The organism is Staphylococcus saprophyticus subsp. saprophyticus ATCC 15305 = NCTC 7292, assembly GCF_000010125.1.
In the GTDB taxonomy this organism is placed as follows: domain Bacteria; phylum Bacillota; class Bacilli; order Staphylococcales; family Staphylococcaceae; genus Staphylococcus; species Staphylococcus saprophyticus.
This window is the reverse complement of record NC_007350.1, coordinates 2,376,961-2,401,066: the sequence shown is the minus strand read 5'-3', so window position 1 is coordinate 2,401,066 and position 24,106 is coordinate 2,376,961. Positions and strand designations below refer to the sequence as shown.

Sequence of the window (24,106 nt, the reverse complement as noted above, 5' to 3'; positions counted from 1 at the left end):
GGGTGTTTATATGAGTATATTAAAAATGATATTATACGTGGCATTGCTCGTTTCATTTTGTATTTTAATGTTCCAATCCATCTATTTTGTACTTGTATTTTGGAAATTGAAAAATAAGAAAATTAGCGAATATGATTATGAGCAATATAAACAAAAATATGAAAAACCAACGTTTATCAACTTAGGAGTTTTAATGGCTGTAACAGCGTTATTTAACTTATTAGAATGATGTACTTGGTGATTTCATTGAATGAGTAAAAAGCGTCTTTTCGAAATTAAAAAGGCGCTTTTTGATTCATAGATTACAAGTTTTAATCAGTAGTCTTGTATTTTTTCTTAACAAACAAATAGTTCAAAACCCCAAGTATAATCAAGGGAATTAAGACCGTGATTAGGGGGTACTTAGATATTAAATCAAAGTTTGTGTTTGACGGCCCTAAATACCTTGTGAGAATTGAAATGACTAAAAAATAAATGAACCAAGTGCAAGTTCTAGACAATGTTTCTAAAATGATTAAACGCTGTTTTTCACTGTAACGTGTCTTATCACGTTTATTAGCAGTTGCTGCATCCGGTAAATAGTTAATGATAATCATTGACCAAATCATTGAAAATACAAAAATTGTGACGAAGAATAATGCTGTTTTCAATATAAATACTCCTAAATATTTTATAAATGAAATTTAACGTATTTATATATAAAGTGTCAAACTGTGCAAAGGCATCATAATGAAGTGCGTCAAGAATCATTCAAGATCTATTTCTTTATTCACTTGATTATAGATAGCAGATTTTATATCATCTGCAATTGGTTTGAGTTCTGGTAAATAATTATTAGCAAAGCCAATGATAATTTTATGTTTGATATGAAGTGATAAGTCTCGTGGCATCTTGTCTTCTATTAAAGCTAGTAAATTCTTATATGAGATAGCTTCTCCTTTATGCCTGCTCACATATTGTATGAATGATAGAAATAGTTTGTCAAAGTATTCATGTTCGATATCTAGATCTAAAAATATGAGACTAATAGATTTAGTTTCAAACTGATTATCTCCCATTTCTGCTGCAAGTTCACTAATAGCTTGATAGAGTAATCTAAAACTTTCTTTGTTTTCTATCAAGATACCCCTCCTTAAATATTTCTACACTATATTTTAAAAATAACATATATTCAAAAGTAATTTAAATAACATCAAACCAACCATGTATATCATGAAATGAGGTAGCATGATTTTACAAAATCACGTTTATATTTATTCAATATTAGGCATTTAAATAAACAAATAAGCCTGAATTTTGATGATTATTTTATTATTGTTCACAAATTTGTTCACAATTAAAAAATGACCTTTAAAATACTTATATATGCGTAAATAACCTTTGGTGACAGGGTTTATCAGTTTATAACCCCTTTCAAAATAATTTATAAATTCTTAATTGAATGTCTGCATAAAATTAAAAATCATAAATATTTTTAAAAGCATGTAAATTTAATATATGAGTGGAATTTTGTTTATGATAAAATATATTTTGTAGAAAACTAGCATTTGGACAATGTTAGGTTGAAAAAGGGGATGAACAAGAGTGAAAGTTATCAAAAAAATAAACTTACCGACCCAAATTATCATAGCATTAGTGCTAGGGGTAATTTTAGGGAGTATATTACATGGAAATAAAGATGTAATTAATTATATACAACCTTTTGGCGATGTATTTATAAATTTAATTAAAATGTTAGTCGTACCTATCGTATTCTGTTCTTTAGCGTTATCGATCTCAAATGTAGGGGATACAAAAACGATTGGACGTTACGGTGGTAAGACATTATTATACTTTGTTATTATGACAAGTTTCGCGATATTTATGGGCTTGATTTTTGGTAATTTATTCAAACCAGGTGTTGGACTAAATCCTGATTTGCTTCCAAAAGGTGATATTTCTAAATATGAATCAACTGCAAAAGCTGCAGAACAATCTACATATGACAATCACTTGATCGATACAATTGTAAATATTATACCAACGAATATCTTCGAGGCATTTGCTTCTGGAGAATTATTACCAGTTATATTCTTCTCAGTATTTTTTGGTTTAGCATTAGCGGCAATTGGACAAAAAGCACAACCGGTTAAAGACTTTTTAGGCGGTGCACTAGAAGCAGTATTCTGGATGATTGGAAAAGTATTATTATTAGCACCAATTGCAGTATTTGCATTTATTACTACAACGATTATTACTTTCGGATTATCTGCATTAATTCCATTGTTCAAATTGTGTTTAACTGTGGTAATTGCAATGCTATTCTTTATTTTTATTGTATTAGGCATTGTTTCAAGAGTTTGTGGTGTAAGAATTACACAAGTTATCAAACTATTAAAGAACGATTTAATGTTGGCATTCTCGACTGCAAGTTCAGAAGCAGTATTACCTACAGTAATGAAAAAAATGGAGCGTTTTGGTGTGCCGAGAGATATTGCATCTTTCGTACTACCAACCGGCTATTCATTTAACCTTGATGGTGCGGCCATGTACCAATCTATTGCGGCGCTATTTGTTGCTCAATTATATGGTGTTGATTTAAGTATTGGTGAACAGATCTTATTAATGATTACATTAATGTTAACGTCTAAAGGTATGGCGGGTGTACCAGGAGCCTCAATCGTAGTATTACTAACTACATTAGGATCTGTAGGATTAAATCCACAAGGTTTAGCATTGATTATCGGTGTAGATAGAATACTTGAAATGCTTAGAACATGTGTAAACGTATTAGGAAACTCAGTAGCTACAATCTTTATCGCTAAAACAGAAGGTGTTTATGATAAAAAACAAGGCGAAGAGTATCTGAAAACAATTTAACAAAATAATAAATCTACAAGCACGCCTTATAAATAAAAATAAGGTGTGCTTTTTTCTGAAAAAAATGGATGATATACTGCAATTATTAAACTCATTTTAAATAGGGTATACAATTAAAACGTTTATAAATTGGAGGAAGATAAAATGAGTAATATAAGAGGTATTAACCATATTGGCATGACAGTGCCTAATATTGAAGCAGCATTTAAATTTTTGAAAGATGCCTTTGATGCGAAATATGCATATGATGGCTTAACTTACGATGATGAACCTAGAAAAGGTCCAGAAGTAGAGCGCATGTTAGGCCTATCTAAGGGGTCTGCTATTGTTAAACAACGTATGATTGTGATTGGCAATGGTCCGAATATTGAGATGTTTGAGATAGAAAGTGACGATAAAAGGGAACCACTTGATTTGGAAGATAATGGGTATCATCATATTTCGTTATTTGTCGACGATATGGATCGTGCAATTCAACAAGCTGTTGATGCAGGAGCGAGCCCTTTATCTGAGAAACATGATAACTCTAGATATGAAGACAGTGAAGGTAGCAGTAGTGTATATTTAAAATCGCCATGGCATAGTCTGATAGAGTTACAATCAATTCCAAATGGTTATTATTATCCTGAGGATAGTGAAAGTAATGTATTTATTCCATAATTTCGAGTTATTGTATGTACTTAAGCACTGAATTTTATACTTTTAATTAAAAAAGGTATGAACCAAAAGTAAATAAAAACCAGTAGACATCGTCACATTTAGAAAAAACATGAAACGAAACTGTTCCCCTGTCATTGGTTCAGTGCGATGTTTTTCAGCTTTTTTATTAACCTTCTGTCGTGTAGAAATGGTGTTGTTCCAAGAACTGATACTGACGAAAAGTATACCTAAAAGGATTTTTAATAGGAAGTTGATTTTCGACACACCTTCCAGCATTTAATAACTTAAATAATATATGTTATTAAAAGTTATATTATGTTACTTTGTAAATAAGATAACATGCTGTTTTAAAATTGAAAAATGTTAAAATGAATGTCCTTGTACTGTAATAAGTGCGAGGATATTTTTAAATTAAGAAAACTAAAAGTATTAAATTAAGCACATAATTAAAATGATTTGGTATTGAGAAACATAATGTAACAACAATGAAAATGGAGTGGACTGAAATAATTATAGGGAGAGCAAATTAGTGAAACAAAAACTTAAGCATAACTTAAATAAATATGTAGAAAACGGTAAGTTAGAACAAGGCTTGTATAAAGTAAGCCATAAAATTAGAGACAAAAAGGAAAAGATTATTCTAAGTATGTTAGCAAGATCATGAATTTTATAAGAAAAAAGTGTGATGATATAGGTTCTGGTTGTATCATTACAAATTAAACGAAAATAAATTGTGTAATTCGGAGTTAAAAGTACCGCTATTTTATAGCTTATGTAATAATATGCAAAGCAAGTATAAATTAAACAATGGGGTGTCAGGATGACAACAATTTTTCCTTATTTGAATTTTGAAAATACAAAAGAAGCATTAGCATATTATGAAGAAGTATTTGGTGCTACAAATATTACAAGATTACCAGTTGGTAAAGATCAAGCAGCTCATTTTAATATGAGTGAAGCAGAAGCAGCTAATGCGACAATGCATGCGCAATTTGATATTGCTGGTACTACAGTGCTTGCATCTGATTCATTTGGTAGAGCAGAAAGAATTAACAATGGTATTTCATTATTAATAGACTATGATATTAATAATGAAGATGACACAAGAGAAGTTGAAGCGTTATATCATCGTGTTAAAGAAGCGGTAGATGTTGAAATGCCTTTAGAAGAACAATTCTGGGGTGGTAAAATGGGCGCATTTACGGATAAGTACAATGTACGTTGGATGTTACACGGTCAGGATTATACAAAAATCAACAAATAGCGCTCAGGCGGTTACGGATTAAACTTAAGAAAGTGTGGACTTATAGATTAAGTTGCCTTTCTTTTTATATTGTGAACTCATAAATCATAAAAATTGTCTTGATCTTTAAATTAACTGAGAACAATGCATGAATCGTGTGAAAATTAAGTCGGTCAATACAATATAATGACGAGAATGATTAAATAATAAAAGTTATTTTCAATTAGGGGTGTACAAACTCAGAAGTAAACGCTATAATAGGTATTAAGTAATTTAGTTCGTGAAATTGATTTGTAGTTTTATTCTTTTGAATTTACTCCTTTTGATTTTTTAAGACAGATTACAAATATTCGTGCAAAAGCACATATGGAGGAATTTAATATGAATAACGGTACAGTTAAATGGTTTAATGCAGAAAAAGGTTTTGGTTTCATCGAAGTTGAAGGTGGAAACGACGTATTCGTACACTTCTCAGCAATCGCTCAAGAAGGCTACAAATCATTAGAAGAAGGACAAGCTGTTGAATTCGAAATCGTTGAAGGCGACCGCGGTCCTCAAGCAGCTAACGTTGTTAAACTATAATAACGGCTAAAAGACGAGTATAACTCGTCTTTTTTTTATGCCCAAAATACAAATATTGAATAATTAACCCCTTCATGTAGTGAAAACATATGAAGGGGTTTTTGCTTTTTATGAAGTTATTTCAAACTGCTTAAGCTCCCTGTTTCTTAAGTAGATAAATAAAATATTTATCATACAGGCCAGTATGCCAATAAAGATAACAAAATTCGATCCTAAACTTGCAATAAATATGCCGCCCAAAAATGTACCTATGGTTGTACCAGAATTCACAGCAGATAGAAAAATACCATTTGATAAATCAGGTGCATCGGGCGCAACTGAGATAATGACATATTGTGTAATATTTGCTGAAATACCTGCGAGTATACCCCAAAGTACTGAAATCATCATCATTGGAATTAAAAATGAGCCAATACCAAACATGGCCACATAAATAATTATCAATGAAAAAGGTAAAAGAAAAATTGCTTTTTTGGGAATCGTTGTTAATAGCTTACCTGCAATGACATTGCCTAAAATATTAGAGGCACCATATAAAAAGAGAATAATAGATACTGCATGACTTGGCGCGTTAGTTACAATATTTAAAAAATCGGTCAAATAACTATAGACACCAAAAACTGCAGCATTAAACAATATAGATACAATAATGGATAGCCAAGTTAAAGGGCGTTTAAGTACACGTAACTGTGTTCCATATGTTACTGCTTTTTTAGCGGGCATTTTAGGTATAAAGATTATAGTGAGAATCAATACAATCATATTAATTAATGCGAAAAATGCTAACGCAGCATATAAATTGAATTGATTTGCCAAGAAATTAACGATAGGCACACCCACGACTATGCCAGCAGAGACACCAATAAATACTCTAGCTACTGCTTTTGGAGCATCTTTTGAATTAACGGAATCAGAAGCAACAGAAAATGCTAACGCAATGTATACAGGATGAAATATGGCCGGTATGATTCTTGCAATGAGTAATATGCTGAAGCTTGTTGTGAATAATGAGACAATGTTACTGATAATAAAGATAACAAGTACAGCAATCATTACTTTTTTACGTTCTATTTTTGAAAGTAATAAAGGCATAATAGGTCCAGATATCGCAATGCCTATAGCAAAAACGGAAACTAACCAACCAGCAGTAGATGTACTTACATTAAAATGTTCAGCAATCTGAGGGATTAATCCAATAAACCCCATTTCAGTATTTAATATACCGAAGACGCCAATAGTTAAGATGAATATGATTAATTTATTATTTTTCATCATTTGTCCCTCCCAAACTTTAATAATTTTAGTTTAGGCGGTAGAATAAGATATGACAAATACTTATTTTAAAGTTTTAGTTATGCTTATTTTGAATAACTCAAAGGAGATGCCTTATGGAACTAAAGACACTTCAATATTTTGTGAGAATAGCGAGGGAAGAAAGTATTACGCGTGCTGCGAATGCGTTACATATCACGCAACCAACATTATCTAGACAAATAAAAGAATTAGAGAAAGAGCTAAATGTGAAACTTTTTAAAAGAAGTAATCATAATATTCAACTAACGGATGAAGGACAACTATTAAAAAATAGAGCTGAAGAATTACTTGAAATGTCTAATAAAATACAAGAAGAATTCAAAGTAATTGATAGGAGTATTGAAGGTAATGTGTATATAGGATGTGGTGAAACAAAAGGTATGGAAGTTATCGCAAATATTTTTAAGGATATTCACAATGAACACCCTAATATTCAATTTCATATTTATAGTGGTAATGCGGACGATATCGCAAATAGGCTTGATAAGGGATTATTAGATTTTGGAATTCTGATTCAACCAGTAAGTTTAAATAAATATAAGACATTGTATTTACCTACTTCAGATCATTGGGGTGTTGTGGTTAAAAAAGGTGATCCATTGTCATAAAATAAATATATTAATAATAAGTATCTAGTAGATAAACCATTAATATGTTCAAGACAAGTATTAGATACAACATTGGATAAAAATGATTTTGCAGAATGGTTTGGTACACAATTTGACGATTTAAATATCGTTAGTACTTTTAATTTGGCTTACAATGCTGGGTGGATGGTAAAGGCAGGATTGGGTTATGCGATTACATTGGACAGTATTATTGATACGTCTACAGAAAGTGAACTTACTTTCATTCCATTGAAACCAAAATTAGTTTCGAAACATAATTTAGTATGGCGTAAGGATCATACATTTTCAAAAGCGGCACAATTATTTTTAGACAAAACCAAAGCAACATGTCAGTAAATACATCATAGACCAAATCAAATGAATCCCCTCACATTACTGATGTGAGGGGATTTTTTATATTAAATTTCACGGCTATTGATTGTTTCTTTTTTAGTGCGAATCATTAAGGTTAAGACGAAACCGATGATCATTAAAATTGCCGTGAAGGCAAATGCAGCATTGATACCAAGCACTGTAGCATGTTGCATGATTTCTGTTTTACTTTGCGAACCACTAACATGTTCAGTGTAATTAGATCTAACAATCGTTAATATTGTAATCATAACTGCTGTACCAATAGCGCCTGCAATGATTCTTAAAGAATTAATAATGGCAGTGCCGTGGGAAATATTTTTTGCTTCTAATGCGTTAATACCAATCGTATTTAACGGCATAATAATGAGTGCTACTGCAAACATTCTGATAGCGTAAATAATGACAACATACCAATAAGGTGTGTCTGTAGTTAAGAAACAATGTAAAATTGTCATAATAATTAATATGATGAATCCAGGTACGGCTAATATTTTCAAACCATATTTATCATAAATTTTGCCGGTATAAACGGACATAAATGCATTGACAATGGCTCCGGGCAAGATGACGAGTCCGGATAAGATAGCCGACAGTCCTAGACCAGTTTGAATATACATGGGTATTAATAAAGCCGGACCTACGATACCGATAAATAGTACCATAGATGCGAATGCAGATAGTGAAAAGGTTCTATTTGCAAATACACGCATATTTAATAATGGGTTATCGATTCTAATTTGTCTCATGACAAAGATACCTACGATGATAATACCAAGTATTAATGAAATGATAACAATGGGTGAAGAGAAACCAAGATTACCGGCACTACTAAAGCCGTAAAGCATTAGTCCAAAACCAAACGTGGAATACATAACAGACGTTTTATCTAGTTCTGTACGTTTTGTTTCGTTATTACTTTCGACAAATATAATACCAATAATAAAGGCAATGATAGCAATTGCTGCAACTACGATAAAAGGAGCTCTCCAACTAAAGGTGTCTATGAGAAATCCAGTTAATGTAGGGCCAATTGCAGGTGCTGATTGCGCAACAATTCCTGTAAGCCCCATGGCAAATCCTCGTTTTTCAGAAGGAAAGAGGGTGAAGACAGTGAATTGCATTAATGGTAGTAAAATACCTGCCCCAATAGCTTGAATCACTCGAGCAAACATAAGTAAACCAAATGATGGTGAAAAAGCAGCTATAATGGAACCGATTAAGAATGCACTCATTGAAAAAATATAAAGTGATCTTGTATGAAACCGATCCATAAGGAATGCAGTCATAGGAATCATAATTCCGTTAACAAGCATGAATCCTGTAATGAGCCATTGAGCAGTTGTTTCAGTGATTTCAAGACCTGAAATAATGGCAGGAAGTGCAGTGTTGAGCAATGTTTGGTTGAGCATCGCGACAAAAGCACTGCTGAGCATAACTAAAATAATAGTATTTCGTTTCTTATTTGATATTGTAATTTCCGACATTACGATTACCTCTCCTTTTATAACATCCCAACGATAAATTTTATGCCTTTTAAGTTAGCAAAGCAAACCATTAAGGTTAAAAATCTAATATTTTTTGCAATTATTTTTTAAAAAATAAGGATGGTATCAAGTTGTTCGGAATATATTTAATAGCATATAAAATATAACGGATAGGTAATCGAAGCATGATAGGACAATGGTTGTTCATGTATACTATAAAAAAATAGGTGAGGAAGTGTGCAATTATGAAAATAGATGTTCAATCACATCAAAAGCAATGGATAATGCAATTTGAAAATGAAAAGCAAAAAATCCTTTCAATATTGGGTGATGAAGTTATTGAAATACATCATATTGGTAGTACGTCAGTTCCTGGCTTAAAGGCAAAGCCTATTATAGATATATTGCCTGTTGTACAAGATATAAATAAAATAGATCATTTTAATGAAGCAATGGCAAATATAGGTTATAAGGCATTAGGAGAAAATGGGATAACAGGGAGACGCTTTTTTAAAAAAGGAGAAAATCCTCGAACACATCATGTGCATGCATTTCAACAAGAAAATCATTATGAAATTAATCGTCATTTGGCAGTTAGAGACTATTTAAGAACAAATGTGGCAGTTGCACATGCATATGGAGAATTAAAAGTAGCGTTAGCACACCAGTTTCCATATGATATAGAAGGATATTGTGACGGAAAAGATGCATTTGTAAAACGGCTGGAAAGCCAAGCACTTGAATGGTATCTTAAATAAAAGTGTCTGTGATTCAAATTAATAGTAGTAAGTGTGTGTATAAAGCACATGAACCCTCTTAAGTGTTATCTGGACTAATGCGAGTGGTTAGAAATCTGTTCAGAGAATAGAATAATCGTCATTTTATTAAGTCGTATGCGATTAACGATGTCAAAAATGTGTTGTATACTTACATCAGTATATAAGTATCAGTTTATTAAATGAAAATGAGAAAGTTGGTGGAGAATGGCTGAATTAACTCAGAACCATAAAGTTCAAAAAATTGGATTGTTGTTATAGCAATCATTCTTATTGCATCAACTTTAAGAGCGCCATTAACTTCTGTAGGACCTGTGATTCATGAAATTAAAGAAGCGATGTCAATCAACGATAGTATCGCAGGTTTTCTAACAACGATTCCACTCATTATATTTGCAATCGTTTCACCCTTAGTATCTAAAGTTACAACACGTTTGACCATGTCCTATACATTACTTTACTCGACGTTATTGTTAATTGTAGCTTTAATATTACGTATTATGGGTGACTTTAATGTGTTTATTATCGGTACTATTTTATTAGGGGTTGCCATTGCATTTGGAAATGTTGTCCTACCGAGTTATGTAAAGTGGTACTTCCCAATGCAGATAGGACTTATGACTGGCATTTATAGTGGGACAATGAATTTTACTGCAGGATTGGGCGGAGGGTTGAGTCATCCTTTATCTGAAATGACGCTATTAGGATTCAGATTGTCGTTAGTGTTTTGGGTCATATTAGGGCTGGCTGCAATAACGCTTTGGCTATTAACCGTGCGCAGTGGATCGAATCTCGAAGCAAGAACGATTGAAAATGCTGAATTAAACAAAAATAAAAAATTAAATATGATAAAATCTAAAATCGCATGGATGGTTGCATTAACGATGGGATTTCAGTCAATGATTTTTTATACGATGGTCGCATGGGTGCCCTCTATTTTGATGGACAGAGGTATAGATCCTAATACTGCAGGTTATTTATTGATGTTGAATCAATTTGCGCAAGTACCAATGACATTTATATTTCCAGTAATAGCTGCGAAATTAAAAAATCAACGTATTTTAGTGATTATTGTCACATTGCTCTTTTTAATAGGATTTGGATTAATTTTTGCACAATCCTTACCAGTACTTATTATGGGTATGGTTATTGTAGGTTTAGCAATGGGGGCATGTTTTAGCTTATGTATGACTTTCTTTTCAATACGTGCTCGTACTAGCAATGGTAGTATTTCGTTGTCTGGCTTTGGACAGTCTGTTGGTTATTTCATAGCTGCATTTGGTCCATTTTTGATTGGATTGCTTCATGACCTTACAAACAGCTGGGACATTGTCATTATTGCATTTATTATGATGTCTATTTTAGTTTTCATTTTTGGGTTCGCAGCCGCTAAAAATAGAGTGGTGGAAGAAGAAACTTAATACTTTTAAAAAGATATGAATCGAACACAGTGATGATATGAACAGTGACTGTGATTGATTCATATTTATTTTGCTTCAATCGCGTCCTTAAGGGCCTGAGCAAAATCATATAGGGTCATACTCCAATTACTTTGATCAGAACGCGAATTAAATGATAAATCTTGGTTATTAAAGAAAGATTGACGTAAACCTGTAGTCAATTCTAACTGTACACCTGCATTTTCAGCGTTCTTATTGGCAATGTTTTGGCTGTATTCACCTTCTAGATGACTAGGAGATACCTCTACATTAAAGCCATTTTCAGTTAGTTCATTTTCAATTGAATCTTTAAGTGTTTCATCTTTGCCCCCAATGTATATTGTGGCATCATTACCATCTGCCCCGTGAATCATTACAGAACTGGAAACCTTTTGTTGCATTGATTCAATGATAGGTTCATCAAAATTTGTGGAAGTTACATGGAGATCAGAATTGTCTGATGGTCGAATACCTTCAAACGCATAGTAGCGATATGCGCCTTTATTCGCAGTTAATTTTGCGGCTTCAGAAGTTCCAGCTTCAATGTTACCACCGTGAATAGCACCGATAAGTGTGTCACTATTATTATCGTTATAACTGAGTTCCCAATCTGTACCTTCGTTTGTATTATCCATTAAGTCAGTCATAGACTGATAAGTATCTTCAGCTCTTAAATCTGGAGAGAAAATAATTAAAAGCAACATTAACAAGATAGTTATAACAGAGAGACGGAAATTGTAAATTTTGATGAATAAGCGTAATTTATTATTTTGAAAAGACATATATTGCTCCTATAGATGTTAATAAAAATTATATAAATATAATATTATCACTTTATAATGATAAAAATAAAATATTTATATAATTTAAGGGGAGAATGTATAGATGTTTTAGTTGAAAGTTAAATGGGATATACACATGATGTTGTTATTAAAATGTAGGAAATAACTGAATGATAAATATAAATTTAATAACAAAGAAAAGGAGGCTTAAAAATTGATAAAAATTATATCAGCCATAGGTTCAATTGGTACCTTTGTTATGGCATTGTTTTATTTTGTTTCAGTCAGTATTCAACTCTATCAAATGAAGGTCAGTTTTTACCAGCGCTGGATTTCAATCAAATTTTAATTAAACGTAGTAATGAGCAATTACAATTGAAAAATGTTGGTATTGAAAGCGATTCCGAACAAGATTATTTGAAATTATATAACCTAGGTGGCGGAGCAGCTAAAAATATAAAAATTGAAATTTATATTGGCGAACAAGATGTATTACAAAAGAAATATGTGAATATACAACCTAGTAATGAAGGTTATTTATTGCCAATTAATCGTGATGTTTTTAGTGAAATTGAAAAGACAATCAAAAATAATGGCTATGAATCAGATTTAAATGTAAAAATATCATATCAACATAATGTAAGTCGAAAAACACAAGTACTGTATTTAAATGGTATTATTGATAGCTTTAATGTTTATAATGATGAATCTATTTATGAATTACAGTTTTTCAGTAAGAATTAAGCATAGGAAATTGAATTTGTAGTACTTCCTTTTAAAGTGATATGTTGTGTCTATCATTTTGAAAGGAAGTTTTTTAATTGTATGATTAAAATGAAAGATTTTGTTGGACAAGTTCTTTTCAATTACAATACATAAAGAAACTAAAATTTGGAGTGACAAATAATGATAAATGTGAAGGCACCGAATCCAATATTTTTGGAACATGAAGCGTCTGAAAAGGCGATATTATTGCTTCATTCTTTTACAGGAACCGTACGAGATGTAAAACTATTAGCAACAAAATTACATGAAGCGGGATTTACCTGTTATGTACCAGCATACAAAGGACATGGTTTAATGCTTGATGAATTAATGGCATTTGATGTTGATGATTGGTTAGCAGATGCAACGGCCGGTTACCAATTTTTAAAAGATAAAGGATATTCAGAAATTAGTGTGTGCGGTATTTCGCTAGGTGGTATCTTGTCATTGAAATTGGCAGAAAGCAAAGAGATAAGTTCAATAGCGATTATGTCTACACCTTATAGAAAAAGTGATGCGGGTCTTTCGGGTAGACTTGAAGTTTATGGACAGCGTATGGGGAGTTTAGTTGGTCTTGAACAAGCAAATATTGACCAACAGTTGGCTGAAATTGAAAATTATAGTCCTCAGCTATATAAGTTTCAATTATTGGTAGAAAATGTCATGGCGCATTTAAAAGATATTACTGAACCGATTGCAATTAAATATGGCGAGCAAGATGATGATGCTTATGAAACGAGTGCACGTTATATTTATGATCGCATCCAACATGAAGACAAAGAAATGAAAGGCTATGGCCCGTCTAAACATTTGATGACTTATGGTGAGGGTCATCTCGAAGTAGAACAAGACATCATCGCATTTTTTGAAGATTATTAGATAAAATATTCAAAAGGGTGGTATGTGTCAATGAAACAAGTAGAGAGAAGACTTGATAAGTTCGATAAAATTGCACTTGTGATATCGGTAATACTTTTTATCGTGAACGGGGTGTTCATGTTTAATATCATATCTGTTCATAGAGGCGTCTCGTCACTTGTTTTAGCACTATCCATGATAGTACTTTATTATGTCATAGTTAAGAAACAATCGAAAAAACTAGGATACTTGTATCTAATCTGCGCTATTTTATTTTTAATATCTGGAATTATGGCTTTTATATAAAAATAGAACCTATAAACATTTGCTTTAGCCATTTAAAAAATATTTCCAATTTATTATTAAAATGATAGTGAAATATTTAAATAACTCATATGAAGTGATTTTACTGAATAAATAGAATCATGAACAGAACCCCCTCACTGGAAAACTAGGTGAGGGGGTTTTGTATGTGGTTTTCGTCTTTAGTGAATCAGCACAAAAAAGAAAGATGTATTTTTCAAGTTATGGTCTCCAGAATGTATCACAATGGGATTTATCATCTATATTGTATTGAATTATAGATTTTAATAACGTGTAATTTACGTCTTGACTCCATTTTATTCGAAAAAGGTTGCTGGTCTGCGAGTAACCAGCTGCCTCAATTTGTTGTGTATATTCCTTTAAAGCTTTAGCTTCGGGAGCGATTGAAAAATGTTGTTTCGCAACGCTAAATCCAATGATAAATGTGCCGTGATCCGTAAACATAGGTTGATTCCATTTTATTGTTGTTTTTAAGTTAGGAAACGTATCTGCAATCCAGTTCAAAACTTCAGACAATGTTGCTTTGTGTTTGTCGTTATCAATTGTTTCTAAAAATGTATTGAATGTATCCATGATAATGCTCCATTCTATATGTTTTATTAATCAAATGACAATTGCATATATTTGTTTATACTGATTATAACAAATGACGATAATATATATCTTCTTGTAGCTAAAAAAGAGTATTCGTCTACCTCATTTAATCTAGGTAACGAATACTCAATGAATTTCAAATCATATATTTAAGTATGGCATGTCAGACTATTTAAGATGTACTGACGGTTTTATTTTTTAAGAAATAATCAATGATTAATCCAATAAATAATAAAATAATGAATGGAAGTAACCAGCTTAATTGTATATCTGATAATGGTAGCACTTTATATAATGAAATTAATGGTTGGAACAGGTTAAAATCATTAAATATTTGTAACAACGAAATGAATAGTGTCATAAGTGTTGGTAATATAAATGCATATTTCATCTCAAATGGGATGAAAATACTTACCAATGATATAAGGACTAATACAATCGATGTTGGATAAATAAATGTTAAGAGTGGCACAGCGATTTGTAAAATCAATTCTAAGCCTAATGTTGAAACTAAAAAGCCTAATAAAGAAAAGATTAAAACAAACATCTTGTAGGATATTTTTGGTAATTTCTTCATAGCAAAAGCTGCGCAAGCATTAACTAAACCAATACATGTTGTTAAACATGCCAAGATAACGATAACGCCAAACAATAAGTTTCCGATTGAACCAAATACGCGTAACGAATTGAATGTTAATATACCAGTTCCATCTTTAAAGCCTTCATGACTTGTAGTCGCACCCACATACGCCAGTGCAAAATAGATAATTAATAATAATATGGCTGAAATCAGTCCGGATTTAATTACATTTTTTACAAGCGTCTTATGATCGTTTACACCGCTCATTTTAAACATTTGAACGATGACTACGGAAAAGGCTAATGCCGCTACTAAATCCATGGTGAAGTAACCTTCTAAAATACCTGACACGATAGGTGTTTGAGCATATTCGCCACTCGCTTGTCCGATTGAACCTTCAGGATTAATGATTACTAATATACATAAGACTGCAATAATAATAATTAATATCGGCGTTAAATATTTTCCAAGGTTATCAATAATACGATTTGGATAAAGCGCAATTAGATAAACAACTAGGAAAAAGATAAGCGAGAATATAATTAAAGTGAAATGATTATGTACCGGTAAAACATGGTTGGTTCCGATTTCATAGGCAACGTTAGCCGCCCTTGGAATACCATAAAGTGCTCCAATAGATAAATAAATACAGATAGCAAAAACAGTACCAAAGATTGGGTGTACTTTATTCCCAATACTTTCAACGCCACCGTTCATATATGCCACAACGATTACAGTTATGTAAGGAAGTAAAATACCTGTAATAGCGAATCCAGTCATAGAAACCCACATATTTTCTTGAGCTGTATAACCTAACATAGGTGGAAATATTAAATTTCCGGCCCCGAAGAAAAATGAAAATAACATAAGACCAGAAATTAGTATGAGTTTATTCATTCTTAATACCTCGATTTCAAGGAGATTGTCTTGTACAAAACACATGCTACTTTATCATAAATTGAATATATATTCAATGAAATGTCAGATAATTTATAATATTTAAAGTATTTTTCATATGAAAGTTCATGAAACATTCATATGTTATTATAGCTTGCTATGATTGGTGTCATGGTTTTAATAAGGAAATCATGTGTAAAAATATATTGAGTCAGTCATAAAAAAATGTTATAGTAGATGCTATGTCACGCGAACGCTTTAACGCAATAAAGCTTTGTAAAATATAAAGGATGTAAAAATAATGAATAAACAATCACAATGGAAATCCTCGACAGGATTTATTTTAGCAAGTGCTGGCTCTGCTATCGGACTAGGAGCTATGTGGAAATTCCCATATATGGCTGGCATATATGGTGGTGGTGCGTTTTTACTAATGTTTCTAGTATTTACGATATTTGTAGGATTGCCACTACTTATAATGGAATTTACTGTAGGTAAAATGGGGAGAACCTACACAACTAAAATATATGAAAAATTAACGAAAAAGCGTTGGCTTAATGTCATTGGCTGGAACGGTAATTTAGCAGTATTTATATTATTTGGTTTTTATAGTGTCATTGGTGGCTGGATCGTTATATATATCATCAATGTAGCGTTTCAAATATTAACTTTTAGTAATGATCAATTAGGAAGTATAGCATTTGAGACGATTATAGGAAATCCTTGGTTAACCATTACAGGTCAAGGTATCTTCATTTTATTAACAATGATTATTGTTATGATGGGTGTCGAAAAAGGCTTAGAGAAAGCATCTAAATTTATGATGCCATTACTGTTTATCTTTTTAATTGTGATTGTGATTAAATCATTTTCTTTAGAGGGTTCAATGGAAGGCTTGAAGTTTATCTTAGAACCACGTTTAGAAGATATATCCATGGAAGGTGTCTTATTTGCACTTGGACAATCATTCTTCACTTTATCTTTAGGAACAACGGGCATGATTACTTATGCCAGTTATGCTTCGAAAGAAATGACTATTAAGACTTCTGCAGTTTCAATTGTTGCTATGAACATTTTGGTGTCGGTATTAGCAGGAATGGCGATATTCCCAGCAATCGCTGCATTTGGTTACAGTCCAACTGAAGGTCCTGGCTTATTATTCAAAGTATTACCCAAAGTATTTGATCAGATGGCTTTTGGACAAGGATTCTATTTAATTTTTCTAATTTTATTCTTGTTTGCAGCACTGACTTCTTCTATATCATTACTTGAATTAAACGTCTCAAACTTTACTAAAAATGATAATTCAAAACGTAAACCTGTTGCTTTTTATGCTAGTTTATTAGTGTTTATGATTAGTATACCTGCTACATTGTCATTTAGTAGTTTAAGTGGTATTCAATTTGGCGCAGGTTCAATATTTGATAATATGGATTTTTTAGTTATTAACATATTAATGCCTTTAGGTGCATTAGGGACAACGTTAGTGGTAGGACAAGTGCTAAACAAAGATGATTTAAAAGCCCATTTTGGAAAAGATAAATTTAAATTATTTATGCCGTGGTATTATCTAGTGAAATTTATTTTACCGGTCATCATCGTACTAATATTTATTGCTCAATTTATCTAAAATGTACTCGTCGTTATTTGGCGAGTGCTTTTTTGATTGCGCAAAATTAAATTGCACTCTATCGTTGGCTTGATAGCAGTTATTTAGTAAAATCTAATTAAATTATTTATTAAAAGTTTTAATTTTTTAGATACGATGTATGGACTTAATGTCTTAAATTATTCTTTTGATAAATAAAAATTTTCGGAAATGATGTAAGCGTTTTCTTTTAAAGGAGTTGAGTCGTATGAAAGCTTTAATTGGTAAGTTTTTTGAACTGATACCACGTTTTATCGTTAATCTTTTCATATAGTTTTATTTGAATGTGTATAAAATCATTAACCAAGAGGTGTTGAATATGGATAAAAGACAAAACAAGTACAGTATACGTAAATTTACTTTCGGCGCTTCTTCAATTTTAATAGGTTCATTACTATTTTTAGGTGTAGGGACAGCTCAGGCTGCTGAAGAAGACCATCATACTGAAACAAAGGTACAACAATTGAATGGGAATCAATTGGGGAATGATAAACAAGAAAAATTAGTGAATGAAACATCAGCAATACCGGTTGAAAATGATCATACACAAGCGAATGATGAAAAAAATACGAATAATGCAAGCTTACATACTGAACAACAATCCGATCAAACAAAAACAATTGATAATAAAAATACAGTAGATCCGGAATACAACGCAAAAGATAAAGTGCAACAAGAGCATGCAGATGAAGTAGATCCAGAATACAACGCAAAAGATAAAGCGCAACAAGAACAAGCAGACTAAGTAGATCCGGAATACAATGCAAAAGATAAAGCGCAACAAGAGCAAGCTGTTAACAAAACAGCTGAACAACCAAATAAAACTGCTAAACAAGGACAGTATAAAAAACAAGACCCAATCATTTTGGTTCATGGCTTTAATGGTTTCACAGATGTTATTAATCCATCTGTTTTATCGCATTACTGGGGTGGCGACAAATTGGATATTCGCCAAGACTTAGAAAGTAATGGATATGAAACATATGAAGCAAGTATAGGTGTATTAAGCAGTAACTATGACCGTGCTGTTGAACTTTATTAATACATAAAAGGTGGTACTGTGGACTATGGTGCAGCACATGCTGAAAAATATGGACATGACCGTTACGGAAAAACATATGAAGGTGTGTATAAAGATTGGCAGCCAGGACAAAAAGTACATCTAGTAGCGCATAGTATGGGTGGACAAACGGTAAGACAATTAGAAGAACTGTTGCGTAACGGCAACAAAGAAGAAATAGAATATCAAAAAGCGCATGGTGGTGAAATTTCACCATTATATCAAGGTACGAATGACAATATGATTAATTCTATTACGACTTTAGGTACGCCACATAATGGTACAATTGCCGCAGATAAATTGGGTAATGAAGCCTTTGTAAGACAGTTGGCCCTTGATTATGCGAAATTCAAAGGTAATAAAAACTCTAAAGTAGATTTTGGATTTGGACAATGGGGACTTAAACAAAGAGAAGGCGAATCATATGTTAAATATGTACAACGTGTACAAAATAGTGCACTTTGGACAACGCAAGATAATGGTTTCTATGATTTAACACGTGAAGGCGCAGAAAAGTTAAATAAAAAAACGTCCCTAAATCCTAATATTGTATATAAAACCTATACTGGTGAATCTACAAGACCGACATTATTAGGTAAGCAAAAATCTGATATCGGCATGTTCTTCCCGTTCACTGTTACAGGTAATGTGATTGGGAAAGCAGCAGAAAAAGAATGGCGTGAAAATGATGGTCTGATTTCTACAATTTCAGCACAACATCCATTTAATCAGGCATATACAGAAGCAACAGATCAAATTCAAAAAGGTATATGGCAAGTAACACCTATCAAACATGGTTGGGATCATGTAGATTTCGTTGGCCAAGATGAAACGGATTATAGCCATCCAACAGAAGAACTACAACAGTTTTGGCATGGTTTAGCCGATGATTTAGTACGTAACGAACAATTTGATGCATAATTTGTGCGATAAATTTTGCGAAGGAGGTTATGATGACGTCAGGTGACTTATTCGATTTATTAGGTTCTTTCTTCAGAGTAATAAAATCTTTATTCTTTTAATAAAATAGTAAAATATGATATCAGTTCGCTAAGATGATTTGAACATCTAAACGTAAGTTAGCTATTCACGTAAAGCTTATTAAGTAAAATCGTATTTAAGCTATATATCACAAGCTCTTTCTTAAAGTAGGCACGCAATATGTGTAAACTTTTTAGGAAGAGCTTTTTTATGGATGAAAGTATATTTATTAAATGATCATGCGTATAATATGTACTAATAGTTGGGAGGCGTTTCAATGATTCCATTTTCAAAAGGTGAATTAGCAGTCATAAACGATGCTATAATTGATGAAATTTATTATTGGAAGTATGAAGAAAAGCTACAAGCAGCTAAAAAATGGAATGGACCGTATATTAATGAACCCAAAATAGATAAATCTACATTTTTTGAGCGAACGAAACAAGGGCGTTACATTTATCCAAATGTAGAAAGTACGTTAGCTATTATGGCTGATGGTCAATTTATAGGTACAGTTGGATCGTACTGGGTGGATAAAAATACAAATTGGTTAGAAATAGGTATTGTCATCTATGATACAAAGTTTTGGGAAAGTGGTATTGGTTCTGAAGTATTTAAATTGTGGGTAGATTATTTATTTGAACAGAACTTTGTACATCGACTTGGTATTTCCACTTGGTCTGGTAATAAACGGATGATAAAACTTGCAATGAGGGTAGGTATGAAAGAAGAAGCTTGTATTCGCCAAGCAAGAATTGTAGAAGGCCACTTATATGATGCGATTAAAATGGGCATACTGCGTGAAGAATGGGCAAACGTAAATGATTAACATGGAAAAGGTTAAAAAGGAGTCAGCGCTTGCACCTATGCTCTAATAAAAAAGGGGCTTGAGACAACAATTTATGTCCCAAACCCATCAAATAATTTTTAAAAATTATTTACCTGTGAATAAACCAACGATTTTTTTGATGATATCAATGATAAAGCTCATGTAACTCACCTCGCTTTGTTTTGTTACCCTTACTTTAATATAATTGCGCTCAATTGTATTGAGTAATACCTAAATGGTAAAAAAGCATTCGCAAATGGTATAGCGAGGAAAAATAAAAACAATTGCGCATGCTAAAGTGTCTTGAATGGAATTGTTTTATTTTTTCAGCAAAATGAATAGGCCGAAACTTCATTAGAAGTTTCGGCCTATTCATTCATATACACAGCAGTTAGCTGTTTTTTTAAATGTAAAACACAAGTTCATGAAATAGATTGCTAGTATAACTAGAACATGATATTAAAATCGTTTAGTCATGTTTCAAATGTGGTTCTAGTGCTAGAAATAACTATTAATAACAAGCGACATTACGCTGCTACTTGCCTATAAAGAAAATTTAGTCTGTGATAGCTCCTTTTGAAGCGGATGACACAAGCTTAGCATACTTAGCTAGCGTACCTCGATTGGCTTTTAAAGGTGGTGCTTGCCATTGTTTGTTACGACGCTCAAGTTCTTCGTCTGATACATCAAAACTAATTTCAAGTTTTTCTGCGTCAATGGTAATCGTGTCGTTTTCTTCTAATAATGCCATCGGACCGCCAACTTGTGATTCTGGCGCTGCGTGTCCGATAACAAGACCATGAGAACCGCCAGAGAAACGGCCATCTGTGAGTAACGCTACAGATTCACCTAATCCCTTACCCACAAGAATGGATGATGCAGATAGCATTTCAGGCATGCCAGGTGCACCTTTAGGGCCAGCATATCGAATAACGACCACGTCACCTGGTTTGATTTCGTCATTTAAGATGGCTTTGGTAGCCTTAGATTCGGAATCAAATACGCGTGCGGGTCCTTTGATATAAGTTACGCTCAGACCTGAGATTTTTGCAACGGCGCCTTCTGGGGCAAGATTTCCTTTCAAGATAACAAGCGGTCCAGTAGCATGTTTTGGATTGTCAAAATCAATGATAGATTTATTATCGGTTAGGTCAGGTTGTTGTTCAAGGTTTTCAGCAACAGTCTTGCCAGTTACGGTCAAGCAATCTCCATGGATTAAGCCTTTGTCATGTAATAATTTCATAACTGCTGGAATACCACCGACTTCATCAAGATGTGCCATGACATATTTACCACTTGGTCTCAAGTCAGCGATATGTGGGACACGCTTACGAATTTTTTCGAAATCATCAAGTGTTAAATCGACTTCGATTGTATGTGCAATAGCAAGTAAATGTAAAATTGCATTGGTAGATCCTCCAAGTGCCATGACTACAGTAATTGCATTTTCAAATGCTTCTTTAGTCATAATATCTTTTGGATAGATGCCTTTTTCTAATAGTTTATAAACGGCTTTACCTGCTGCTCTGCTGTCTTTGGATTTATTTGTAGAAACTGCTGGATGCGAAGCACTTCCTGGTAAACTCATGCCCATGGCCTCAATAGCAGATGACATCGTATTGGCAGTGAACATACCACCACAAGCACCGGCCCCTGGACAAGCGGCACATTCTACTTTGTGAAGTGCCTCTTTATCTATTTCGCCATTATTATACTGTCCGACGCCTTCAAAGGCAGAAACAGCATCTAAATCTTTACCATCCAATTTCCCAGGCAATATTGTGCCGCCATAAACAAAGACAGCTGGTAAATTAAGACGAGCGATACCAATCATACATCCCGGCATGTTTTTGTCACAACCACCAATAGCGACAAGTGCATCTAAATTTTCAGCACTGACAACTGATTCTATAGAATCCGCGATAATTTCACGACTTGGTAAAGAGAAGCGCATACCGTCTGTTCCCATTGAAATACCATCTGATACTGTAATGGTATTGAAAATAAGTGGCGAAGCACCTGCCTCACTAATGCCTTGTTTTGAAGCACGAGCTAAACCATCAATATGCATATTACATGGCGTGACTTCACTCCAAGTACTTGCAACACCAATCATTGGTTTTTGAAAATCTTCATCTTCAAAGCCGAGTGCCCGTAAATAAGCTCGATTGGGTGTACGACTGACACCTTCACTAATTACTTTGCTGCGAATACGTAAATCTTTTTGTTGTTCGCTGTGTTCTTTAGTCAAATAATTACCCCCATTAAAATAGTTTGATAGATATTGAAATATGAATTTAAAAGTTTGAAAAATCAGAAAAATTGAATTGTTAAGCTATAACAACTTTAAAAACATCGAATATACACCGTATCTATTTATTAGTCTAGTGTCAAATCTATCAATACATATATGTATTGTCTTACCCGTTTTTGTTATTTGCAAATAATAAAAATTGAAAAAATCGATAAATGTGTAATGTAGATAAATTGTATTAGTCTAGCAAAATTTATTAAAATGAATTGTATTAGTCTAGCAAAATTTATTAAAATGAATTGTATTAGGGAGTATTTTAAATTTAAAAAGGGTGAAGACAATGACCGATTTTAAACCATTAGAAGATTACTTAAATATTAATACAGAAAATTATCGTGACAATGATTTAACAACAATAAATCATTATATATATCAATATGTTATTAATGTACCTTTTGAAAATATCAATGTGCAAAATAAACAACCGATTGCTTTAGACGATGAGGCGATGATTTATAAAATTGTTTCAGAGCACAGAGGTGGTTATTGTTACGAACAGAATCGTTTGTTCCATAGTTGGATAACGTCCAAAGGGTTTGATGCTTATATGATATCAGCAACAATCAATACGGGTAATGGGTGGGCCATGGCCGGTTCTCATATGGCATTAATTGTACAAATAAATCAAGAAAAATATTTAGTGGATGTGGGTTATGCCGATGTACCTAAACAAGCGATGCCATTAAAAAATGAAACGGAAGTGATTGAGGATGTGAATGGAAAATTTCAAGCGTCGTGGATTGATACGCAAACGATTGATATGAGCAAATATAAAGATGAGGCTTGGGAAATTCAATATCGCGCGATTGACAAAGCGCAAGCAATCATGGATTTCGATGAAGCGATTCATTTTAATCAGTATGATGCGCATTCTATATTTGTAAAAAAATTAATTGTTAGTAAAGCAAAGTTGTATGGACGCGTAACATTATCTAATAATCATTTAACGATTACGGATCATGGTGAAAAAGAAAAAATTCCTGTAACACAAAGTAATTATCAGACACTATTAAAAGCATATTTTGGTATAGAAAATATAAAATTACGACCTTTTGAATAAATCTTTGTTGTTTGCGGTTTAATTTGAACGCAACCGAGTTGTTCTCTTTTGTAATGATAATGTAATATAATTAA

At 32.7% G+C, this 24,106-nt stretch carries 19 protein-coding genes and 3 pseudogenes; 14 read left to right on the top strand and 8 right to left on the bottom strand.

Features of this window, described 5'->3' with window-relative positions; all coding sequences use genetic code 11:
* Window positions 1–10: 10 nt before the first annotated feature.
* Entirely contained in the window at window positions 11–229 is a 219-nt protein-coding gene (locus SSP_RS11675; RefSeq protein ID WP_011303920.1) for a hypothetical protein, read from the top strand.
* Window positions 230–311: 82 nt separating this feature from the next.
* On the opposite strand, the gene SSP_RS11670 is transcribed toward SSP_RS11675, so the two are convergent.
* Both SSP_RS11670 and SSP_RS11665 read right to left on the bottom strand, forming a co-directional pair.
* Window positions 312–650 (bottom strand): hypothetical protein, encoded by a 339-nt coding sequence (locus SSP_RS11670; RefSeq protein WP_011303919.1) that lies wholly within the window; start codon window positions 648–650, stop codon window positions 312–314.
* Window positions 651–746: 96 nt separating this feature from the next.
* Window positions 747–1,121, bottom strand: coding sequence for a hypothetical protein (locus SSP_RS11665; RefSeq protein WP_011303918.1), 375 nt, complete (start codon window positions 1,119–1,121; stop codon window positions 747–749).
* Between the two features lie 463 nt (window positions 1,122–1,584).
* Here SSP_RS11665 and SSP_RS11660 point away from each other — a divergent pair, with 463 nt between their 5' ends.
* The 4 genes from SSP_RS11660 (at window position 1,585) to cspD (ending at window position 5,344) form a co-directional block, all read left to right on the top strand.
* Window positions 1,585–2,859, top strand: coding sequence for a dicarboxylate/amino acid:cation symporter (locus SSP_RS11660; RefSeq protein ID WP_011303917.1), 1,275 nt, complete (start codon window positions 1,585–1,587; stop codon window positions 2,857–2,859).
* A 144-nt stretch (window positions 2,860–3,003) separates the two neighbouring features.
* Window positions 3,004–3,519 (top strand): VOC family protein, encoded by a 516-nt coding sequence (locus SSP_RS11655; RefSeq protein WP_011303916.1) that lies wholly within the window; start codon window positions 3,004–3,006, stop codon window positions 3,517–3,519.
* A gap of 820 nt (window positions 3,520–4,339) precedes the next feature.
* Window positions 4,340–4,783 (top strand): VOC family protein, encoded by a 444-nt coding sequence (locus SSP_RS11645; RefSeq protein ID WP_011303914.1) that lies wholly within the window; start codon window positions 4,340–4,342, stop codon window positions 4,781–4,783.
* Between the two features lie 360 nt (window positions 4,784–5,143).
* A complete protein-coding gene (gene cspD, locus SSP_RS11640) occupies window positions 5,144–5,344 on the top strand; it encodes a cold-shock protein CspD (protein ID WP_011303913.1) in 201 nt (66 codons plus the stop codon).
* Between the two features lie 108 nt (window positions 5,345–5,452).
* Here cspD and SSP_RS11635 read toward each other — a convergent pair whose 3' ends face one another.
* Window positions 5,453–6,616: an MFS transporter gene (locus SSP_RS11635; protein ID WP_011303912.1), complete on the bottom strand. Its 1,164-nt coding sequence runs from the start codon at window positions 6,614–6,616 to the stop codon at window positions 5,453–5,455.
* A gap of 116 nt (window positions 6,617–6,732) precedes the next feature.
* Between SSP_RS11635 and SSP_RS11630 the strand changes: the two are divergent.
* Window positions 6,733–7,623, top strand: a pseudogene (locus SSP_RS11630) (LysR family transcriptional regulator).
* Between the two features lie 62 nt (window positions 7,624–7,685).
* Here SSP_RS11630 and SSP_RS11625 read toward each other — a convergent pair.
* Complete coding sequence (locus SSP_RS11625) at window positions 7,686–9,125, bottom strand: MDR family MFS transporter (RefSeq protein WP_011303909.1); 1,440 nt, start codon at window positions 9,123–9,125, stop codon at window positions 7,686–7,688.
* Window positions 9,126–9,370: 245 nt separating this feature from the next.
* Between SSP_RS11625 and SSP_RS11620 the strand changes: the two genes are divergently transcribed.
* Complete coding sequence (locus tag SSP_RS11620) at window positions 9,371–9,883, top strand: GrpB family protein (protein WP_011303908.1); 513 nt, start codon at window positions 9,371–9,373, stop codon at window positions 9,881–9,883.
* Between the two features lie 332 nt (window positions 9,884–10,215).
* A complete protein-coding gene (locus tag SSP_RS11615; RefSeq protein WP_011303907.1) occupies window positions 10,216–11,322 on the top strand; it encodes a CynX/NimT family MFS transporter in 1,107 nt (368 codons plus the stop codon).
* A 65-nt stretch (window positions 11,323–11,387) separates the two neighbouring features.
* Here SSP_RS11615 and SSP_RS11610 read toward each other — a convergent pair whose 3' ends face one another.
* Window positions 11,388–12,122, bottom strand: coding sequence for a poly-gamma-glutamate hydrolase family protein (locus tag SSP_RS11610; RefSeq protein ID WP_011303906.1), 735 nt, complete (start codon window positions 12,120–12,122; stop codon window positions 11,388–11,390).
* A 214-nt stretch (window positions 12,123–12,336) separates the two neighbouring features.
* Here SSP_RS11610 and SSP_RS11605 point away from each other — a divergent pair.
* Both SSP_RS11605 and SSP_RS11600 read left to right on the top strand, forming a co-directional pair.
* A pseudogene (locus tag SSP_RS11605) lies at window positions 12,337–12,866 on the top strand (hypothetical protein).
* Window positions 12,867–13,028: 162 nt separating this feature from the next.
* Window positions 13,029–13,766: an alpha/beta hydrolase gene (locus SSP_RS11600; protein WP_011303904.1), complete on the top strand. Its 738-nt coding sequence runs from the start codon at window positions 13,029–13,031 to the stop codon at window positions 13,764–13,766.
* Window positions 13,767–14,270: 504 nt separating this feature from the next.
* Here the strand turns inward: SSP_RS11600 and SSP_RS11590 are convergent.
* Window positions 14,271–14,642, bottom strand: a complete 372-nt coding sequence (locus SSP_RS11590) for an iron chaperone (RefSeq protein WP_011303901.1) — start codon at window positions 14,640–14,642, stop codon at window positions 14,271–14,273.
* Window positions 14,643–14,835: 193 nt separating this feature from the next.
* Window positions 14,836–16,140: a branched-chain amino acid transport system II carrier protein gene (brnQ, locus tag SSP_RS11585; protein WP_011303900.1), complete on the bottom strand. Its 1,305-nt coding sequence runs from the start codon at window positions 16,138–16,140 to the stop codon at window positions 14,836–14,838.
* Between the two features lie 298 nt (window positions 16,141–16,438).
* Between brnQ and SSP_RS11580 the strand changes: the two genes are divergently transcribed.
* The 3 genes and pseudogenes from SSP_RS11580 to SSP_RS11565 all read left to right on the top strand — a co-directional run bounded on the left by SSP_RS11580 (window position 16,439) and on the right by SSP_RS11565 (window position 20,658).
* A complete protein-coding gene (locus SSP_RS11580; protein WP_172606403.1) occupies window positions 16,439–17,770 on the top strand; it encodes a sodium-dependent transporter in 1,332 nt (443 codons plus the stop codon).
* Between the two features lie 337 nt (window positions 17,771–18,107).
* Window positions 18,108–19,769 (top strand): annotated as a pseudogene (lip, locus tag SSP_RS11570) (YSIRK-targeted triacylglycerol lipase).
* A gap of 337 nt (window positions 19,770–20,106) precedes the next feature.
* The gene (locus tag SSP_RS11565) at window positions 20,107–20,658 is read left to right on the top strand and encodes a GNAT family N-acetyltransferase (protein ID WP_011303895.1); all 552 of its coding nucleotides are present in this window, start codon (window positions 20,107–20,109) and stop codon (window positions 20,656–20,658) included.
* 556 nt (window positions 20,659–21,214) lie between these two features.
* Here the strand turns inward: SSP_RS11565 and ilvD are convergent.
* On the bottom strand, window positions 21,215–22,909 hold the full coding sequence (gene ilvD, locus SSP_RS11560; RefSeq protein WP_011303894.1) for a dihydroxy-acid dehydratase: 1,695 nt from the start codon (window positions 22,907–22,909) through the stop codon (window positions 21,215–21,217).
* A 343-nt stretch (window positions 22,910–23,252) separates the two neighbouring features.
* Between ilvD and SSP_RS11555 the strand changes: the two genes are divergently transcribed.
* Window positions 23,253–24,032 carry an arylamine N-acetyltransferase family protein gene (locus tag SSP_RS11555; protein ID WP_011303893.1) on the top strand — a complete coding sequence of 260 codons (780 nt, stop codon included), beginning with the start codon at window positions 23,253–23,255 and terminating at the stop codon, window positions 24,030–24,032.
* Window positions 24,033–24,106: the final 74 nt, after the last annotated feature.

Bases quoted from the DNA above. Each gene is read 5' to 3' on its own strand.
- SSP_RS11675 (WP_011303920.1), top strand. From the start codon at position 11: ATGAGTATATTAAAAATGATATTATACGTGGCATTGCTCGTTTCATTT.
- SSP_RS11655 (WP_011303916.1), top strand. From the start codon at position 3,004: ATGAGTAATATAAGAGGTATTAACCATATTGGCATGACAGTGCCTAAT.
- SSP_RS11645 (WP_011303914.1), top strand. From the start codon at position 4,340: ATGACAACAATTTTTCCTTATTTGAATTTTGAAAATACAAAAGAAGCA.
- cspD (WP_011303913.1), top strand. From the start codon at position 5,144: ATGAATAACGGTACAGTTAAATGGTTTAATGCAGAAAAAGGTTTTGGT.
- SSP_RS11635 (WP_011303912.1), bottom strand. From the start codon at position 6,616: ATGAAAAATAATAAATTAATCATATTCATCTTAACTATTGGCGTCTTC.
- SSP_RS11625 (WP_011303909.1), bottom strand. From the start codon at position 9,125: ATGTCGGAAATTACAATATCAAATAAGAAACGAAATACTATTATTTTA.
- SSP_RS11620 (WP_011303908.1), top strand. From the start codon at position 9,371: ATGAAAATAGATGTTCAATCACATCAAAAGCAATGGATAATGCAATTT.
- SSP_RS11610 (WP_011303906.1), bottom strand. From the start codon at position 12,122: ATGTCTTTTCAAAATAATAAATTACGCTTATTCATCAAAATTTACAAT.
- SSP_RS11600 (WP_011303904.1), top strand. From the start codon at position 13,029: ATGATAAATGTGAAGGCACCGAATCCAATATTTTTGGAACATGAAGCG.
- SSP_RS11590 (WP_011303901.1), bottom strand. From the start codon at position 14,642: ATGGATACATTCAATACATTTTTAGAAACAATTGATAACGACAAACAC.
- brnQ (WP_011303900.1), bottom strand. From the start codon at position 16,140: ATGAATAAACTCATACTAATTTCTGGTCTTATGTTATTTTCATTTTTC.
- SSP_RS11565 (WP_011303895.1), top strand. From the start codon at position 20,107: ATGATTCCATTTTCAAAAGGTGAATTAGCAGTCATAAACGATGCTATA.
- SSP_RS11555 (WP_011303893.1), top strand. From the start codon at position 23,253: ATGACCGATTTTAAACCATTAGAAGATTACTTAAATATTAATACAGAA.